Source organism: Streptomyces sp. NPDC051907 (assembly GCF_040681075.1).
Classification (GTDB): domain Bacteria; phylum Actinomycetota; class Actinomycetes; order Streptomycetales; family Streptomycetaceae; genus Streptomyces.
The window spans coordinates 84,824-102,798 of sequence record NZ_JBFAYB010000004.1; the positions used below are offsets into that span (position 1 = coordinate 84,824).

At 69.6% G+C, this 17,975-nt stretch carries 17 protein-coding genes and 2 pseudogenes; 4 read left to right on the forward strand and 15 right to left on the reverse strand.

The window, feature by feature from the left end; translation table 11 throughout:
- Window positions 1–46: 46 nt before the first annotated feature.
- The gene (locus AB0M39_RS04130; protein ID WP_365359917.1) at window positions 47–1,249 is read right to left on the reverse strand and encodes a cytochrome P450; all 1,203 of its coding nucleotides are present in this window, start codon (window positions 1,247–1,249) and stop codon (window positions 47–49) included.
- A gap of 147 nt (window positions 1,250–1,396) precedes the next feature.
- On the reverse strand, window positions 1,397–2,263 hold the full coding sequence (locus AB0M39_RS04135; protein WP_365359919.1) for an NAD(P)-binding domain-containing protein: 867 nt from the start codon (window positions 2,261–2,263) through the stop codon (window positions 1,397–1,399).
- Between AB0M39_RS04135 and AB0M39_RS04140 the strand changes: the two genes are divergently transcribed.
- Entirely contained in the window at window positions 2,262–2,663 is a 402-nt protein-coding gene (locus AB0M39_RS04140) for a helix-turn-helix domain-containing protein (protein WP_365359921.1), read from the forward strand. The genes AB0M39_RS04135 and AB0M39_RS04140 overlap by 2 nt on opposite strands.
- Window positions 2,664–2,812: 149 nt before the next feature.
- Here the strand turns inward: AB0M39_RS04140 and AB0M39_RS04145 are convergent.
- Window positions 2,813–3,399, reverse strand: a pseudogene (locus AB0M39_RS04145) (transposase); the annotation flags it as partial.
- A gap of 109 nt (window positions 3,400–3,508) precedes the next feature.
- Window positions 3,509–5,728 (reverse strand): alpha-L-fucosidase, encoded by a 2,220-nt coding sequence (locus tag AB0M39_RS04150; RefSeq protein ID WP_365359923.1) that lies wholly within the window; start codon window positions 5,726–5,728, stop codon window positions 3,509–3,511.
- 792 nt (window positions 5,729–6,520) lie between these two features.
- On the opposite strand from AB0M39_RS04150, the pseudogene AB0M39_RS04155 reads away from it, so the two are divergent.
- A pseudogene (locus tag AB0M39_RS04155) lies at window positions 6,521–6,670 on the forward strand (transposase); the annotation flags it as partial.
- A 91-nt stretch (window positions 6,671–6,761) separates the two neighbouring features.
- On the opposite strand, the gene AB0M39_RS04160 reads toward AB0M39_RS04155, so the two are convergent.
- The 6 genes from AB0M39_RS04160 to AB0M39_RS04185 form a co-directional block, all read right to left on the reverse strand.
- On the reverse strand, window positions 6,762–7,568 hold the full coding sequence (locus AB0M39_RS04160) for an aminoglycoside phosphotransferase (RefSeq protein ID WP_365359925.1): 807 nt from the start codon (window positions 7,566–7,568) through the stop codon (window positions 6,762–6,764).
- Between the two features lie 243 nt (window positions 7,569–7,811).
- Complete coding sequence (locus AB0M39_RS04165; RefSeq protein ID WP_365359927.1) at window positions 7,812–8,933, reverse strand: radical SAM protein; 1,122 nt, start codon at window positions 8,931–8,933, stop codon at window positions 7,812–7,814.
- Window positions 8,934–8,982: 49 nt separating this feature from the next.
- Entirely contained in the window at window positions 8,983–9,378 is a 396-nt protein-coding gene (locus AB0M39_RS04170; protein WP_365359929.1) for a hypothetical protein, read from the reverse strand.
- Window positions 9,375–9,674, reverse strand: a complete 300-nt coding sequence (locus tag AB0M39_RS04175; protein ID WP_365359931.1) for a hypothetical protein — start codon at window positions 9,672–9,674, stop codon at window positions 9,375–9,377. The genes AB0M39_RS04170 and AB0M39_RS04175 overlap by 4 nt, the downstream gene beginning before the upstream one ends.
- Window positions 9,671–9,892: a hypothetical protein gene (locus AB0M39_RS04180; RefSeq protein WP_365359933.1), complete on the reverse strand. Its 222-nt coding sequence runs from the start codon at window positions 9,890–9,892 to the stop codon at window positions 9,671–9,673. The genes AB0M39_RS04175 and AB0M39_RS04180 overlap by 4 nt, the downstream gene beginning before the upstream one ends.
- A gap of 268 nt (window positions 9,893–10,160) precedes the next feature.
- Entirely contained in the window at window positions 10,161–11,399 is a 1,239-nt protein-coding gene (locus AB0M39_RS04185) for a helix-turn-helix transcriptional regulator (RefSeq protein WP_365359935.1), read from the reverse strand.
- A gap of 160 nt (window positions 11,400–11,559) precedes the next feature.
- Between AB0M39_RS04185 and AB0M39_RS04190 the strand changes: the two genes are divergently transcribed.
- The gene (locus AB0M39_RS04190; protein ID WP_365359937.1) at window positions 11,560–11,769 is read left to right on the forward strand and encodes a DUF397 domain-containing protein; all 210 of its coding nucleotides are present in this window, start codon (window positions 11,560–11,562) and stop codon (window positions 11,767–11,769) included.
- Between the two features lie 311 nt (window positions 11,770–12,080).
- A complete protein-coding gene (locus AB0M39_RS04195) occupies window positions 12,081–12,764 on the forward strand; it encodes a snapalysin family zinc-dependent metalloprotease (protein WP_365359939.1) in 684 nt (227 codons plus the stop codon).
- Window positions 12,765–12,922: 158 nt separating this feature from the next.
- Here AB0M39_RS04195 and AB0M39_RS04200 read toward each other — a convergent pair whose 3' ends face one another.
- The 5 genes from AB0M39_RS04200 to AB0M39_RS04220 form a co-directional block, all read right to left on the reverse strand.
- Window positions 12,923–13,582 carry a response regulator transcription factor gene (locus AB0M39_RS04200; protein WP_365359941.1) on the reverse strand — a complete coding sequence of 220 codons (660 nt, stop codon included), beginning with the start codon at window positions 13,580–13,582 and terminating at the stop codon, window positions 12,923–12,925.
- Window positions 13,579–14,832: a histidine kinase gene (locus AB0M39_RS04205; protein ID WP_365360199.1), complete on the reverse strand. Its 1,254-nt coding sequence runs from the start codon at window positions 14,830–14,832 to the stop codon at window positions 13,579–13,581. The genes AB0M39_RS04200 and AB0M39_RS04205 overlap by 4 nt, the downstream gene beginning before the upstream one ends.
- 179 nt (window positions 14,833–15,011) lie before the next feature.
- Window positions 15,012–15,863 (reverse strand): NAD(P)H-binding protein, encoded by an 852-nt coding sequence (locus AB0M39_RS04210; RefSeq protein ID WP_365359943.1) that lies wholly within the window; start codon window positions 15,861–15,863, stop codon window positions 15,012–15,014.
- Between the two features lie 142 nt (window positions 15,864–16,005).
- Window positions 16,006–16,674, reverse strand: coding sequence for a response regulator transcription factor (locus AB0M39_RS04215; protein WP_365359944.1), 669 nt, complete (start codon window positions 16,672–16,674; stop codon window positions 16,006–16,008).
- Window positions 16,671–17,972 (reverse strand): sensor histidine kinase, encoded by a 1,302-nt coding sequence (locus AB0M39_RS04220; protein ID WP_365359946.1) that lies wholly within the window; start codon window positions 17,970–17,972, stop codon window positions 16,671–16,673. The genes AB0M39_RS04215 and AB0M39_RS04220 overlap by 4 nt, the downstream gene beginning before the upstream one ends.
- Window positions 17,973–17,975: the final 3 nt, after the last annotated feature.

Sequence of the window (17,975 nt, forward strand, 5' to 3'; positions counted from 1 at the left end):
CGGTCTCAGGTCTGAGCCCTCCGGTCTCGCGCCTCCGGTCTCACCCTCACGTCTCGACGAGGAGCTCCTCGAGGCCCCGGATGACGAACCCGGGCTTGCGGCGCGGCTCGGCGGCCAGCCGCAGGTTCGGGGCGCCGTCGAGCAACGCCTCCAGGGACGCGGCGAGTTCGACGCGGGCGAGCGGGGCGCCGATGCAGTAGTGGATGCCGGCGCTGAAGGAGATGTGCGGGTTCTCGGGGCGGGCGACGTCGAAGTCGTCGGGGCGGTCGAAGACCTGCGGGTCCCGGTTGGCCGAGCCGAAGAGCAGCGCGACCTCGGCGCCGCGCGGGATCACGGTCCCGTCGATCTCGATGTCGTCGAGGACCCACCGCTCGAAGAGCTGGAGCGGGGTGTCGTACCGCAGGATCTCCTCCACAGCTGTGGACGACAGCGAGCGGTCGGCCCGCAGGGCGGCGAGCTGCTCGGGGTGGCGGAAGAGGGCCAGCCAGCCGTTGACGGTGGAGTTGACGGTCGCCTCGTGGCCCGCGTTGAGCAGCAGCACACAGGTGGAGATCATCTCCTGCTCGCTGAGCCGGTCGCCCTCGTCGTGCGCGGCGATCAGCGCGGAGATCAGATCGGCGCCGGGGCTCTTGCGCCGCTCGGCGATCAACTCCCGCAGATACGCGCTGAACTCCACGGACGCGGCCACCGCCCGGGCGGCCGTCTCCTCGGAGGGCTTCAGCTCGTACATCCCGCAGATGTCCGCCGACCACGGCCGCAGCGGCGCACGGTCGGCCTCGGGTATCCCCAGCATCTCGGCGATGACGGCGACGGGCAGCGGCTCGGCGACGTCGGCGAGCAGATCGCCGCCGCCTCGCTCGACGAGCCCGGAGACGAGATCCCGCGCCAGCTTCCGCACGTACGGCTGAAGCCCGCTGACCGTACGCGGTGTGAACGCCTTCGACACCAGCCGCCGGATCCGGGTGTGGTCGGGCGGCTCCAGATCCAGCATCCCGTGATCGTTGAGCGTATGGAACGGCTCATGCGCGGCGGGCGGCGCGGTCCGCCCGAACTCCTCATGGCTGAACCGCTGCGTATACGCCCGCCCCAGCCGCCGATCGCGCAACAGAGCGGACACATCGGCGTGCTGCGGCACGAGCCACTGCCCCGAGGGGGCGTAGTAGTGGACGCGGCCTTGGGAGCGGAGAGCGGCGTAGGCGGGATAGGGGTCCCGAAGGAAGTCAGGCGACCAGGGGTCGAACTCGTCCATGTCCCGACGCTACCGGGGGCGGGGGGTCTTCCCCACCCCGCCCCTTCCCGTGACTGGAGGCTCCGCCCCCAGACCCCCGGTACGGCCTCCGGCCGTGTCCTCAATCGCCGGACGGGCTGAGGACCGCAGCTGGGACGAGAGGCGGGTTCAACCGCGGAGGAGTTCGGCGACGTGGGCGTAGGAGTCGTCCGCGTAACCGGCCGCCATGCCCCGGCGCGCGATCTCATGGGCGGCGGAGATCACCGTGCTGTCGACGCCCCGGCTGCGCGAGGCCTCGAGGACATGGGACATGATCGCCGCCGCCGAGCGGAGGTTGGAGCCCCCGGCGGGGTAGCTGCCGGTGTCGACCTGCTCGGCGAACGCGTCGATCACGTCGGGCAGGAGCGCGGCGACGCCCTTGGCGTAGGGGGCCAGGTCGGATGCGGTGACGCCCTCGGACCCGGCGAGGGCGAAGGCGTGGACGACGCCGGTCAGCGCCGTCCAGAAGATGTCGAGCAGCGCGACGTCGTGCGCCCCCGCACGGCCCGGGTCCGTGCCCAGGTGCACACAGGCGCCGCCGATGGCGCCGAGGGTGTCCCGGTGGCGTTCGTACAGGTCGGCCGGACCGCTGTGGAGGACCAGGGTGGACGGGCCGCCGACGAGGTACGTCGGAACCATGATCGCGCCGTCGAGATAGCCGATACCGTGCGCGTCGGCCCACTCGGCAGTTGCGCGGGCGTCGTCGGGGGTTCCGGCGGTGAGGTTGACCAGGGTCCGGCCCTTGAGCGCGGCGGCGTGCGGGGCGACGACGGCACGGACGGCTTCGTAGTCCAGCACGCAGATCACCACGAGGTCGCTCGCCGCGATCGCCTCCGCGGCGGTCCCGGCCTCGACGGCGCCGTTCTCCACCAGGCCGTCCGCCCGGCCCGGAGTACGGTTCCAGACGGTTGCGGAATGGCCCGCGGCCAGGAACGCGGAGACCAGGGCTTGGCCCATCGGGCCCAGGCCGAGAACGGTGACGGGGGAAGCAGACATGGGGAACTCCGAGGTCGTGACGGCGACCGATCCGCACACATGCGGGATGGGTGTGGCCGTCGGGGTGTTCGAGGGCAAGTGGAAGTCGTTCGTCATGTGGGCGCTCTCCGAGCGTCCGCGCCGCTTCGGGGAGACCAGGCGGCTGGTCACCGGCATCAGCGAGAAGGTGCTGACCCAGCAGCTCCGGGAGCTCCAGGCCGACGGGATCGTGCACCGGGAGGACTACGACGAGGTGCCGCCCCGGGTCGAGTACTCGCTGACCGAACGGGGCCGTCGGCTCTACGAACTGCTGGAACTGCTCTCCGCCTGGGGTCGGGACCACCTGGCCGTGAGGACAGGGGCGGTATCGGACGACGGGCTTGGCGCGCCTCGACAAGACTTCCCGGTCGCCGGCCCTTGATCAAGTACGTACCTTCAGGTACGTACGCACGTCGGCCGGCCGGCTTGGCGTCCGCGGCCCCGGCTCAGTACGCCGACGGCTGGCGACGGGTCGACCGGCCGCTCGCCAGGTGCGAGATCCGGTGGGACAGCGGGCAGCAACGAGCACTAGACGACCAGCACACTCGGTTCGCCTGCCCGCCAGCGCCCCGCGGCGATGAGGTGCTCGACCACCCGGCGGACTTGGACCGCGGTGACCTCGGCAACGTCGTCCTCGGGCCCCAGCCTCACGGCGTCGAGCAGTTGGCTCCAGGAGGTGCGGCCCGATTCGAGTGCGGCGACGAACGAGTACGGCCAGCCCGGGATCATCAGGTGGTGGCCGCGGCCGAAGGTACGGCAGAACAGCCGGTCCGCGCTGCACTCGGCGTCGGGCCGCAGCCAGTTGCTCGCATCCACCGCCAGGACCAGCCGGCCACCGGCCGCCCTCGGCTGGAACAGTGCGGCCAGCGTCCGCCGCAGCTGCCCGACGTGGATCCGGCCCCGGTTGAGAGCGTCGTAGAGCACCGCCGTGGCCACGGCGGTGCTCGGCCACTAGTGACAGCTCCACCGGCGACTTCACCGGCCCGTCCGCACACGGCAACGCGTCCGCGAGCTCGAACAGCTCAAGCGTCGACCGGTCAGGCAGGCGTAGAAGTCCTCCCGGAGCGTGACGCCTCCGCGAACGCCTCCCTGCGGGCATCCTGGCGCGGCAGAGTCATCTTCACGACCTTCGTGCTGGTCCGGTGTGTCCTTGGTCAGGTTCGGCGAATACCCAACCCGGTGACCATGGTCGAGCTGACCTTCGAGGCCACGACAGAAACCACAAGGTCACGCGATGGCGAAGGTCCACTGGCGGTAGGTGCTGGTGTCCGCGGGGCCGATCTTGAGCGGGGAGCCGGAGCTGGCCCTGCCGCCGCCGTCGAGGAGCAGGCCGGTGGCTCGGTTGGCGATCGTGCAGATGCCGTGGCCGTGGTCTGTGATCAGCCATTGCTGGCCGTGTGCGCCGCTCCAGGCCTGTTGCTTGGGTTTGCCGCCGCTGGTGGTCCCGGTGGCGTCGACGACCAGGCCGTTGGTGCGGTTGACGAGCCGGTAGCAGCCGTTGCCGAGGTCGCGGGCGTGCCACTGGAGGTTGGTACTGGCTCCCGGGTTGTAGACCTTGAGGGTGGAGCCGGCCGGGACGGCGCCTCCGCCGTCCATCACCAGTGCGTTCTTGACGTTCTGGACCTGGAACCAGGTGTCGGTGTCGAGGATGACCCTGAGCGAGGCGATCTTGTCGTTGGCGCCGATCGCGCGAAGGTCGGCCGTGTCGGCGGTGAAGGTCCAGGAGGTGCCGGTGAAGTCGTCGCCGCTGTAGCCGACGGCCCGGTACCCGGGCGGGACCTGGAGCGAGGAGATGCTCCGGGCCGGGAGTCCGGCGCTCTGGAGCCGGGCCGGGGTGTAGCTCCCGAGGGGCAGTTCGGCGAAGGCCCCGCGGTGGTCGACGTCCTTGAAGGCGGTGACCCGGGTGGTCGGCGTGAGCCGCGGGATGCTTCCGGAGAAGGTGAGCTTGAGGGTGTAGGCGGCAGCCGCGAACGGGGGGTCCGCAGGAAGCGGGACGTGCAGGCCGCCGGTGTCCTGGGCCCAGCCGGTGAGGGGGGTGGTCTGGCCGGCGCCCGGGCCGAGGAGCTGGACGGAGGCGAGGGTGGCGAGGTCGATGCGGCGGGAGGTGAGGGTGGTGCTGGTGAATTCGTCGGCCGGCCAGCCGAGGGCGGTGGCGTACAGGACGGTTCCGGCCTTGTCCCGGGTGAACCGGATGTCCTGGGGGGTACCGAGGACCGGTTCGAAGAACGATCCGCCGCCCATCCTGGTGGGGCCCTCACCGAAGTCGCTCCAGGCACGGGTGTCGTACACGGCTGCGCCGAACCGGCCGAGATGGTCGCCGATGGCGAGCAGGACGTCGCGCTGCGCCTGGGGGATGGCGCCGTCGGCCATGGGGGCGATGTTGAGCAGCATGGTGCCGCCCTTGCTGATCCGGTCGACGAGGGCGTGGATCAGCTGGGCGGTGCTGTAGTAGCCGATGCCGGTGGTGTAGCACCAGCTGGAGCTGCTGACGGAGTCGTCGGTCAGCCAGTACGGTTCGCGCAGGTCGATGGGCCCGCCGCGTTCGTAGTCGTAGACCGCGCCGCCGCCGTCTAAGCCGTCCTTGTAGGTGGCCACGACCTCCTTCCCCCAGCTCGCGGCCTGGTTGTAGTAGTAGGCGAGGAAGTTCAGCCGCTGCTGTTCGTCGATCATGGCGAGTTTGAAGTCCTGGTAGATGATGTCCGGCTGGGACCGGTCGATCACCTCCTTGAGCTTGTCGTACCAGAGCTGGTTGGACGCGGTCGTCCCCAACTGGCCGTACAGCTTCTTCAAGCTCGGGTCGGACTGGACCGGCACGTCCGCGAAATAGCCGTTGGCGTGGTAGGCGTGGTGCATGGAGACCAGGAGCCTCATGCCCTGGTCGCGGATCGCGTCGGTGAAGAGCCGCAGCAGGTCGAGCTTGGGGCCGCGGGCGGCGGAGTTCCACTCGTTGACCTGGCTGTCCCACATCGAGTAGCCGTCGTGGTGCTCGGCGACGGGCCCCGCGAAGCGGGCGCCGGCGGCTCTGAAGAGGCGCGCCCAGTCTGCGGGGTCGAAGCTGCCGCCCTGCGAGGCGAGCCTGGGAGCGAACTGGTGACGGTTGCCGGTCCGGTCCGTGCCGCCGTCGATGAAGAAGTGGTACGGCCACGCGGCCGGTTCGCCGAAGGTCGCGATGTGGTGCTTGTTGACGGGGGTGCCGGCCCGGTACATGTTGCGCGGATACCACTCGCTGCCGAAGGCGGGGACGCTGAAGGCGCCCCAGTGGAAGTAGATGCCGAACTTGGCGTCCTGGAACCACTCGGGAGCCGGGTTGTGCCGTTTCACCGACGGCCAAGTCGCCCGGTAGGGCCCGGACGCCGCGTGCGCCGGGGCGGCGTCGAGGAAGCGGCTGAGGCCGGCGGTGGCGGCGACGGCTGCGCCGGTGAGGACGCTGCGGCGGGAGAGGGGCATCGGTCTGCTCCTTCAGAGGGTGTCCGGACCTGGGCATCGCGGGAGGGGGCCGCCCGCGGGGGCCGGAGCGGATGGAGCCCGGCGTCGGTGGGCGCCCCCTGAGGGGGTCGCGTCAGCGTGCGGATGGTGCCGTCGTCACAGCAGTCGTGGCCGGTGCCGCTGCGGGTGTGGCACCAGATCGATCTCGGCGGTGGTGGATCCGCGGGCGTACTGCTCAGTGCGGAGGGATCGTTCTGGCGCCGTTCGCGGAGGCCGGTGGTGGGCGGCGGAGCGGCGGGGCCGTCTCCGTGGACGGGAAGCGGACGGTTGCGGTCGCGGCCGGGGCTGAGCCTGGACCGCACCGTAGGACCGTTTGCGGACCGAGTCAACGCAAATGACCAAATATGGATCACTTGATCATATCTTGGTTGACTCGGTCGGATTGAACTGGGCCGACCGCGCTTCGGGCCTGTGGCTCCACGCGGGCCCCGAGGTCCTCCCACTCGCCGCCGACCCCCTTTCGAGCGGCCTGCACGCCGCCCGGGCGCCGCCCCGGCCCCACCGGACGCCCTCCCGCCTGCGGCGGGTTCGGGCGCCCGCTCGCGTTCACCCCGGAGGTCGAGCACAGGCTTCCGTGCGCCCGCCCTGCTCCGCGCCGGCCGGAAGTGCTGCGGTGATCCCGCCCCACCGGAGACCACCACCACACCCTGACTGGCTACGCTCGCCTCCCTGCGGCGGCGACCCGGTCGGTGGCCGTGTACCGCGAAGGCAATGCCTACGCGTTCTGCCGGGAGGGCACTGCGGACAGGTATCGAACCGCGGCTGGCCCGGCCGCTCGCCGAGGACGCGCGCCGGCCCTGGGAACGCCCAGCCCAGCCGAACAGGCCTACCCCAGCCCCGGTCAGGCGGGGGTTCAGGAACATCCGCCCGACCTTGCCCTGCCCGGCCCGTGTCCCCAAACCCACCCGGGGCAGGGCGCGTCAGCCCCGCCTCGTACGCAAAGCCCCGCCCATCCGCCACGGGGGAACGGCAGACGGACGGGGCGGTCTGTGAGCTAGACGGTTGTCCTGTACCGCGCCCAGCGATGTGAGGCGTCCATCATTCGCGCCGTCCAGTCGTTCGGGGCGGCGCCCCCGATTTCGTCCCAGACGTTCGCGTTGGCCAGAGCGAAAGCCGTGACCCCCGCGATGGGGGCGCTCTGCCACGCGGGAACTCGTGCCGCCCACTGTTCAGCGGAAGCCGGATCGTGCCCGCCGGCGGCGATCAACCAGATGACCCAGTATCCCGCGTCCAGCCATGCTGCTCCACGGGTCGCCCATGCCCAGTCAACGAGATGCGCTGTCACGTCCACGAGCACGTTGGCATTGTTCAGGTCCGTGTGAAGAAGCGAGTCCCCGGTGAAGTAGTCGAGATCTCCCGGGCTTGCCGCGTACTGCTCAAGCCGTTGTTCGGCGTGACGAAGCTCAATGTCCGGACAAGCCACTTCTCCCAAACGAACAAGCGCGTCGGCCACCTTCGGAAGATCAGCAGAACCAGCCGAGTAGTCGGCGTGGTGACCGTCCAGAGCCTCGAAGGCCAGTAGGTCCCACCCTTCCCGTTCCTCACGCCACAGCAACGCGGGAGCGATACCGCGGACGAAGGGGTTCACTTCGGCTTCACGGCGCTGTGTCCAGACGCGCCGGTGATCCTTTCGGAGCCCCTTCACATAGCAACCGCCCAATTCGGAGAACACGCGTACGGCAATCTCGCTGTTGAATCCTTCCGCCACAGATTCGATCTTCTGTACCGGACCAGTGTGTTCAGAAATGACGGCCAGCACGGTTGCCGGCAGATCTTCGAGAGCCATACGCGTCGTGGCCACGAGTCCTCACACTTCTATCGGTCACCGGGGCGGACCCCACGACGTGTGAACGCCGTAGGGCCCGCGCTGGGTGCGGTCACTGGTACGGGTTGTCTTCTCCACACCCGGAGGCGGAGCCGGACGCGAGGGCTTCCACGTCACTGACAATGATGACGCCTTCCGGCTCCGGACTTGCCGACCGGACGGGTGCCGGTCCGGTGCTCAGCGTCTCCGGTCGGGGCGTGATCTCGACTGCTACAGCGGTCATTCTGCTGACTCCTTGTCTCCGTGCTGACAGTAGGTGTCCAGTGGTGCCTCCGCGGTCTGGTAAGCCTTTGCCATCGGTCGGCATACGCGGCAGGTACCCGACAGTGCGCAACCGGTACAGCCACCAGTGCGAAGCATTTGGGCGTCTGCGACAGCGGGCAGACGCGTGAGACCGGCAAGACCCTCGACCATCAAATTGATGGGTCTCTCTCGGCCGATCTTGCACATGGTTGCGAAGCCGTGGGGGTCCACGTGAAAGAAGGTGTGTCCCGCCGGGCAGCCCGCGAAGACTGCGGACTTGTCCAGATAACCCGGCGCCTGCGCGGACAGGGGGTCCGGGTCACCCGTGTAGGTGGGCGAGATGCTCCCGAACTCTTTCCATGCCACGGCGAACTCGTCCGCCATGGTCCGCATGGCCTCAACCTCATGGACATTGTGCTTCGTGACGATCAGGGTGAGGTCAACGGCAACGCCGGCTTCCTTCGCCGCCACGAGCCCGTTCTTGACCCTCTTGAAGGCGCCCTTCGTCCGGGTCAGAGAATCGAAGGTGTCAGGGGACGCGCCGTAGAGCGAGACCGTCACCTTGTGCGGGGGCATGGCCATGAAGAGTTCGAGCATGTCCGGACGGTGCAGCCGTGACCCGTTGGTGAGCACTTCGATCAACGTGCCCATGCTGTACGCGTGCTCGTAGACGGCGCGGAAGTCCGGGTCAATCATGGGCTCACCCCCGGTGAACTGGAGCCACAGGACTCCCGCGTCACGGAGGATGGTCAGGAGCCGGTGTTTCTCCTCAAGGGGCAGACCCTGAAACTTCCGTTCCGGCAGGTAGCACATTTCGCAACTGAAGTTGCACCCCTTGTTCAGCTCCCACGTGGCACGGCTGTAGCCAGAGCCCGTGATCGGTCGCACGAGCACGGCACGGTCGCTCCGCTGTCCGCCGAGATCCACGCCCCATGCCTTACGTGCTTGCTCCACGAGCCACGCGGGAACCGGCCACTTGCCCGCCACCGCTTCGGACAGCTCTTGGTACATGACGCCGGGAATCTGCATACCCGCCCGTGCACCCGGTCGCGCCACGACGAACTTCTCTTCCTGGGGACTTGCGATGACTTCGTGCATGGGTCCTCCGGGTTCCAAGGGGTCCGTCCAGGACGAGGGCTTATGGGGGCTACGCATGGGCGAGCACACCGGGGAACGGGGTGGGTGCAGGAACGGCCAAAGGGCGAGCGGTGAGCCCGTACCAACCGGTCTCGTCGCGCGCAACGAACTGGAAGGCGAGACCCTCCGCGAGCTGGCGCAACGCGTCGTCCTGGTGGCTGTTGTCGTCGGCCCATGCGCGAAGCTCGGCGGGTGCGTCCCGTTCGGCGTGCGTCACCGGTTGAAGCGCGAGGGGCGGAATCCAAGCGGCGTACGGGTCCGGGTCAAGCGCTCCCGCGCATCGGAGAGCTTGCCCGCGTAGCCATCGGAGCGCGAGCCGACGGGACGGAGCGACGACCCCGCCGAGATAGACCGTCGTCGCGGCATCGCCTGCGTACACCTCGGCGACGTACTCGACGTCGGTCATAGAGCACGCTCGCCGTTGCCGGGCTGGACGAGGCTCCGAAGCCGGTCGGCTGCCGCTGCCATCTCTTCCAGCTCGGTTGCGCGTCCTGCGTGCCGCTCGGCAATCGCAGCGTCCAGCCCCGCGAGGAACACCGCGCGGTACGCGGGGTCCGATTCGATGCGTTGCAGCTCGGCGAGCGGCTGGTCACGCTCGGGCGGGTGCGGGGTGAGTGCCCACATGAGCCGGGGGAAGCGCCGCCGTAAGTGGACTTCCGCGGCGCCTGCGGCCAGGACGAGTCGGACCGGTAAGAGCGTCATGCCACTTCCCCCCGGCTTCTTGCGTTCTCTCGCGCGGTCTTGGCGCTGAGGCGCTCGGCGGGGGTGGCAAGGCGGACATGCTCGGGCTCGGCTTCCCACTCGGGGCCACCCTCTATCGGGCGGAGCATCCAGTACGGGCCGGCGAGCCCCCGGAACTCTCCGGTGCGGCTGTCGTGCCCGGTGTCCACCAGCACGGTTCCGACTTCTGGGGCAGTCATGGGCGGGGCTCCACAGCATCCCGCGATGCCGGAACCGGCGCGGTCGCCAGGGCTTTGAGAGAACTCGTCTCCAGCCAGATTCCGGCTGCGGCGTCGTACAGGGCACGTCGGCGCGTGACATGTGCGGGGCTTCGGTTCATGGCCTGGTCTCCCGTGCGTTCCCGTGGGGGCGGAGACTCGACCGTAATTCCATGACAGCCCGTCAGACCACGTGCCGTTCGTGATAGTTCGCTCTAAGTGACGGAAGAACTACCATGCTCCGTGGTGGTTACTCGTAGACCCCCAGATAGGAAGCCATGTCGCGCATCTCGGTCGTGAGTGTCCGTTTGCGTGACTTGAGCACGTCACCCATGACGTAGCGCGCCAGCGGCTGATGACGGAGCCATGCGGCCGATGTGCTCCGGAGCCCCACCAGCTCGGCCATGGCGTCTCCGTGCGAGCCGAGCCGGACATGGGCTTGCGCCACGTCTAGGCGGTGCCTACCCCAGTTCGGGGCTGTCGGCCTGCCAAGGTTCTTGAGCGCCTTGCTTCCCAGCACTCCTTCGTCTGCGCGCCGAAGCACCCCACGAGAGTCTCCGACCAGCGCCAGGTCTTCCGTCGCCTTCATCTCAGCCGTGACCGGGCCGAACCCGCCCCAGTGGTTCGGGAAGCTGTTGTGTTCCCGCGCGAGTCCGCTTGCCGCCGTTCCAGCCATACGGCGCGCTTCCGCGGCCACGTCGGGCCGGTTGTTCCGTACTGCGCTGGACGCGACACGGAGCCATAGTTCACCCCACACGGCGAGCTGTCCGACGGTGGCGGTAGACAGACGCGGTTCCATGGCTTCGGCTGTCTGAGTGGCGAGCGCTTCGCTTTCGTCGAAGCGGTTCTGCCGTAGCAAGAGCCAGCACATGCCGACGATTCCGGTTCCGGCGGTCAGAGGCTGGTTCGTCTCGCGACCAAGCCGGATGGCTTCGGCGAGCGAGTGATAGGCCAAGTCGTATTGCCGTACCTGTGTCAGGTACTTGCCGGCCAACAGCAACGAGTGCGTTCGGGCGACCAGCGCGGACCGCTTGTCCTCTTCGCCTTCCGCACTGGCGGCGGTCACCTCGGACTCACGCAGGAGGGCGGGCAGCTTACGCGCAACCGAGTCGTACCGGTCGGCCCAGTACAGGGTGTGGCACTCCCCGATGCGTCGGTGAAGCTCGTCAAGGTCTGTGGGCTGCCCCGAGACGACAATGGGGGCATCAAGTCCAACCGGAGGCATAAGCGCCTTCCGAAGCTCCACCAGGGACCGCCGGGTCCCCTCGTCGCCCACTACGGGTTCGGGTACGTCGGTCACGAACAAGGCACTCGTATGCACCCCGAGAGTACGAGCGAGCGTGTGCAGCGTGTCCGTGCGCACGTCCCCGCCTTGCTCGATCTTCCGAACGGTACCGATGGACACCCCAGCGTCATCGGCCAGCTGTTCTTGGCTGAGTCCTGCCGCCCGCCGGTACCTGCGGAGGTTCTGCGCGAGAGCGGTTGCCATCGTGTCCCCTTCCCTCACTTCCAAGGTACGCCGAACGGGGCTGCAACAAGTAAGTACCCGCGCCATCTTGACAGAACCCAGAAGCCACCGTTATGACGATGCCGGACCGCTCGCTGATGTCCTACGTCGCCATGATCGAACAGCTTCGAAGGGGCGCCCCGTGACGACCGAAGACCCGCAATGGTTCACCTCCTCCTACAGCGGCAACGGCGGCCAGTGCATCCAGGTCGCCACAAACCTCGTCGCCTCGCGCGGCGTGGTCCCCGTCCGTGACTCCAAGAACCCGAGCGGTCCGGTCCTGGACCTCCCCGCCGGATCGTTCGCGACCTTCGTCGCAGCGGTGCGGACCGGAGAGTTCGGCGCTGTCTGACCACTCGACCAACCCGCACCAGTCCACGGCAGCCCCATCGTGCTACGTCACGGTGGGGCTTCGCTGTGCCCACAACACGCCAGCGCGAACTTCGACAGGGCGGAAGGTTCAACTGACCTGCGGTGATTGACAGTTTGAGCCACCCCGCGGGTAAAGCATGGGTAAAGCGTGGCTGAAGCTGCGGGATCCCCTGCCCGCCTCCCTGTCCTCCTCCGTAGAAACCGCCGAGAACGCGCGGGCAGGGCGAGGGCGCTGGGGATCCTGCGTCCCTCTCCTCCGCACCGCGTGCGAACTACGAGGAGCCCCCACAGATGAAGCTCACCAAGTTGGCGCTCGCCACAGCTCTGGGCGTTGGTCTGGTCGCATCCGGCCTGTCCATCGCATCCGCGTCCCAGGACACGTCGGGCGCCGGATCCGGGCAGTCGGCGGCGACCGACCTCTACACCGTGGGCGGGGACGACAAGGCCAACACCGACGCGTTCATCCAGGCCGTGCTGAAGTCAGCCCTGGCGAAGAAGGAGAACGCGGGGAACGCGACGAAGAGCGCGAACGCCACCGTCACCGTGACCTACAGCACCAAGGAAGCCCCGACCTTCCGCAAGCAGATCAAGCGCAGCGCCGCCATATGGAACGCGGCCCTGGACAACGTGGAGCTGAAGGAGGGCAACAATCCTGACTTCACCTACCGCGAGGGCAATGACTCCCAGGGGTCGTACGCGAAGGTCGAAGGCAACGGCAAGGGCTTCATCTTCCTGGACTTCACGCAGAACAAGGAGTACAACTCCACCCGGGTCACCTCGCACGAGACCGGTCACATCCTTGGTCTGCCGGACAACCGCACGGGCGAGTGCTCGGATCTGATGTCCGGCGGCTCCGCGCCGGCCGATTGCGACAACGCGAAGCCCAGCGAGGCGGAGGCCGACGAGGTCGACCGGCAGTGGGCTGAGGGCGGCCAGAGCCAAGACCCGTGGGACCAGTGGCTCCCCCGCGGCTGACCGCTGATCCACGGAATCCGGCGCTACTGACCACCGAGGACCGCACCAGTTCACAGCCGGGGGGAGGGCACATATTCAGCCCGTGGGGGTCCCCCCGGACGAAGTCTGGGGGATCTTGAGGCGCGGGGTCCGGGGCAGCGCCCCGGCGGGCAGGGCGCTCAGCCCGGTGTCACCAACCTCGCCTCGTACGCGAACACCGCCGCCTGCGTCCTGTCCCGCAGCCCCAGCTTCACCAGCACCCGGCTCACATGCGTCTTGATCGTCGACTCCGCCACCACCAGATGCGACGCGATCTCCGCGTTCGACAGGCCCTGGGCGATCAGGACCAGGACCTCCGTCTCGCGTTCCGTCAGGTCGCCGACCTGGGCCAGGGCCGGGGGGCGGGGGGTCTGGGAGAGCTTGGAGAACTCGGTGATCAGGCGGCGCGTCACCGTCGGGGCCAGCAGTGCCTCGCCCGCCGCCACCACCCGTACGCCGTCCGCCAGCTGGCGCGCCGACGCGTCCTTGAGCAGGAAGCCGGAGGCTCCTGCGCGCAGCGCCTGGTAGACGTACTCGTCGAGGTCGAACGTCGTCAGCACCAGCACCTTGGACTCCGCGTGCGACGCCGCGATCTCGCGCGTCGCCTCGATGCCGTTGAGCTCCGGCATGCGGATGTCCATCAAAACGACGTCGGGGCTCAGTTCGGCGACCTTGGCGACCGCCTCGCGGCCGTTGACCGCCTCGCCGACCACCTCGATGTCCGGCATCGCGTTCAGCAGGACCGAGAAGCCCTCGCGGACCATCATCTGGTCGTCCACGATGAGTACGCGGATGGTCATGCGGTCTCCTCGGCTTCGACGACGGGTATGAACGCGGTCACTTCGTACCCGCCCTCCTCCGTCGGCTCGGCGGTCATCACGCCGTTCAGCATGGTCACACGCTCCCGCATGCCGGTTATCCCGTGCCCGGCCCCCGGCGACGCCTTGACCAGGCCCCGCGCCGGGGTGTTCACGATACGCAGACCGAGGCCGCCCAGCACATAGCCGATCTCGACCTTCGCCGACGAGCCCGGCGCGTGGCGCAGCGCGTTGCTCAGCGCCTCCTGCACGATCCGGTACGCCGACAGCTCCACGCCCTGCGGCAGTTCGCGGACCGCGCCAGTGATCGTCTTCTCCACCTCCAGGCCCGCCTCGCGGACGTTGGAGAGGAGGTTGTCTATGTCGGCGAGGACCGGCTGGGGCGCGTCGGGGGCCTGGTAGCCCTCCGCCCTGACGACTCCCAACACCCGGCGCAGCTCGGTCAGCGCTGCCACCGCGTTCTCCCGGATCGTGGCGAAGGCCTGCTCCAGCTCGGGCGGCGGGTTCTCCACGCGGTAGGGCGCGGCCTCCGCCTGGATCGCGACGACCGACATGTGGTGGGCGACCACGTCGTGCAGCTCGCGGGCGATGGTGGTGCGCTCCTCCAGCAGCGTGCGCTTGTCGCGCTCGACGGCCGTGACGGTCTGCTGCGCGGCGACCTCCTGCTCCTTCTCCCGGCGGACGTGCACCACCGTGACGGCCAGCAGGGAGAGCGCGGAGAGGAAGAGCATGGGCGGGGCGTTGGTGACGTAGTCGCGGCTGAGGAAGGCCTCCGAGAACATCGCGTACACCGCGGTGAGCAGCCACATCCACACCGCGGTGCGCGGCCGCGTGCGCAGCGCGACCACCGTGATCACCACGAGGTGCGCGCCGAAGGAGCTGGCCGACCACGGCCAGCCGTCCCAGTAGTTGGCGAACCCCGCCACCACGGGCGTGGACAGCAGCGAGAGCCAGAACGCGGCGACCGGCCTGACCAGCGTCAGCAGCACCGCGGCGGCCGGCACGAGGCCGGTGACGACGAACGTCAGGTCGCCCGCGCCGGAGAAGTAGCCCATGAGCAGCACGATCAGCGCGCATCCGGCCACCAGAGCGTGCGGAGTCCGCCCGGCCGCCTCGCGCATGCGGCGGGGCAGGCGGCGGGTGATCGGGCCGTCGGTCTTCATCCGGGGCAGCAGCCGGTATTCCAGCGGGTCATGGAGCAGTTCACGGCGCAGGCCGCTGACGGCGTCCATGGCCAGGCGGAACTCGGGGCTGCGGCTCTTGCCCTCGTGCGGGGTCGGCGTCTGGTTCACGCTGTCCAAGGTAGGCGGCGGAGCGAGCGCGGTCGTCATCAGCGGTACGGATCCTGCCGCGTCCGCCTTGAGTACTATTCGTCCCGCTCCGCCCCGCCGCCCCACGGTGTTCCTCCAGGTCAGGGCCGGAACGCCGCCGCGTTCTCGCGGGCCCACTGGGCGAACGTCCGGGCCGGGCGCCCGGTGACCCGCTCCACGGTGTCCACCACGTTCTTCCCCTCCGGCGGGGTGTCCCGGTAGACGTCGATCAGGAACTCGATCACGTCCTGCGGATGGCCCGCGGCCGCCCACCCCTCGCGGGCCTGCTCCTCGCTGAGCTCCACCAAGCCGATCTCCCGGCCGCGGGCCGCCGCCAGAGCGTCCACCTTGTCCTTGAGGCTCAGCGACTGCGGGCCGGTGATCAGGTACTCCTGGCCGCCGTGGCCCTCCTCGGTGAGCGCCACCGCCGTGACCGCGCCGATGTCCCCCTCGTGCACCATCGCGCTGAGCCGGTCCACGAACGGCTCGCGCACCTCGTCGTCGGCGCGGATCGCCTCGGCCCACTCCAGCGCGTTCGACATGAACTCCACCGGCATGACCACCGTCCAGTCCATCTCGCCGGCGCGCACCGCGTCCTCCAGCGGCGACGGGCCGCCGCCGTGCAGGACCGTGATCCGCCGCACCCCCGCCTTGTGCGCCAGCTCGACGATCTCCGGGCCGGTGGTCAGCTGGGCGAAGGTCGCGCCGCCGAAGGTGATCAGATGCGCCGCGGACACGCCCTCCAGCGCGGGCGCCACGCTCGCCGGGTCGGTGAGGTCGCCGCGCACGACCTCGACGCCCTCGGGGAGGCCGGCCTTCTCGGGGGTGCGGGTGAGCGCGCGGACGGCGTGGCCGCGGGCGAGCAGCTCGGCGACGATCTGCCGGCCGACGCTGCCGGTGGCGCCGGTGACGAGGACCTTCTGGGGGCGGTGGGTGTTCTCCGTGTGAGTCATGAGTCCACCGTAGGAAGCCTTGAGGTCAGCGACTGTCCTCAACTCCCGGCCGACCGCCCGCTGTCGGGGAGGATGGCCAGCGGTCGGGGAGCGATCGTCCGCCCCGGCTCAGTACCCGCTCAGCAGACGGGTCCCGCCCCGCTCAGTACCCGCTCGGCCTCACAAGTCCCGTCTCGTACGCGAAGACCGCCGCCTGCGTCCTGTCCCGCAGCCCCAGCTTCACCAGGATCCGGCTCACATGCGTCTTCACCGTCTGCTCCGCCAGCACCAGCCGCGTCGCGATCTCCGCGTTCGACAGGCCCTGGGCGATCAGCGAGAGCACCTCCGTCTCACGCTCGGTCAGGTCGCCGACGCGCGCCTTCAGCGGCGCCTTCGGCGCGCCCGCCGTGGCGCGCGAGAACTCGCCGATCAGCCGCTTGGTGATGTTCGGCGAGAGCAGCGCGTCGCCCGCCGCCACCACCCGTACCGCCTCGGCCAGCTGGCTCGCCGACGCGTCCTTCAGCAGAAAGCCGGACGCGCCCGCGCGCAGCGCCTCGTAGACGTACTCGTCCAGGTCGAACGTCGTCAGCACCAGCACCCTGACGTCCGGGAGGTCCGCGGTGATGCGGCGGGTCGCCTCGATGCCGCCGAGCTCCGGCATGCGGATGTCCATCAGCACGACGTCCGGGCCCAGTTCGGCGACCTTGGCGACGGCGTCCAGCCCGTGCACCGCCTGTCCGACGACCTCGATGCCGTCCTCGGCGTTGAGCAGCACCGTGAAGCCCTGCCGCACCATCATCTGGTCGTCGGCGATCAGGACCCGGATCGTCATGTCTGGTTCTCTCCGTTCACGGGAAGGAAGGCGGTCACTTCGTAGCCTCCGTCGGGGGTGGGGCCGGTGGCCAGATCGCCCCCCAGCATGGCGGCCCGCTCCCGCATCCCCAGCAGCCCGTGCCCGGCGCCCGGCGACGGCTGGGCGGCCCCGCGGCGCGCGGTGTTGGCGACGCGGACGCGCAGCCCCGGCAGGGTGTGGACGAGCTCTATCCGCACGGTCGATCCCGGCGCGTGCCGGATCGCGTTGCTCAGCGCCTCCTGCACGATCCGGTACGCCGACAGCTCCACGCCCGGCGTCAGCGCGCGGCGCTCGCCGTCGCTCTCGCAGCGGACGGTCAGCCCGGCGGCGCGGGCGTTGTCGACGAGGGCGTCGAGGCGGTCGAGGGTGGGCAGCGGCGCGTGCGGGGCCGCCTCGGCGGCCTCCGGGTTCTCCGAGCGCAGGACGCCCAGGACGCGGCGGAGCTCGGTCAGGGCGTCCACGGCGTTCTGCCGGATGCCCTCCAGGTTCTCCTTGAGCTCGGCCGAGGGGGCCTCGACCAGGTGCGGGGCGACCTGGGCCTGGATGGAGATCACCGACATATGGTGGGCGACGACGTCGTGCAGCTCGCGCGCGATACGGCTGCGCTCCTCCAGGACGGTGCGGCGGGTGCGCTCCTCCGCGGTGAGCACCTCCTGCGCGACGAGCCGGCTGCTGGCGACGCGCCGGCCGCGCACGGACGCGCCGACGACGACCGCGACGGTGAAGACCACCGCCCCGAGCGGCACGGACGTGACGTGCGGGTGGTCGCCCGTGATCAGCTCCATGAGCACGCCGACGAACACGCTGAGCACCAGCGCCTCGACCGCGACCCGGACCGGCGCCCGCAGGGCGAGCAGCAGCAGCACCACGGCGTGCCCGAGCACCCCCATGAACGTGTACGGCCAGGGTTCGCTCCCCATCCACAACAGCTCGCCCTTGAAGTCGGCGTACGACCTCGTGGCCAGGGCGGCGACGGCCACCACCGCCAGCGACATCCACACGGCGGGGACCGGACGGAACATCGCGACGAGGATCGCGGCCCCCTGGACGAGGGCGAGCACCAGCGCGAACTCGGCGGCCAGGAAGAGCGAGAGCTGCTCGGTCTGCGCGAGGGTGATCGGTATCGTGATCCAGGCCACCAGGACGTGCGGCAGCCACCGCAGCCAGCGCGGTCGGCTCAGCGGCAGCAGCGGATCGCGCGCGGTCGACCCCAGATCGGAGCGGAGCGCACGCCACACGTCGCGCGGCAGGCTCTTCGCGTCGAACGGGGTCTTCACGCC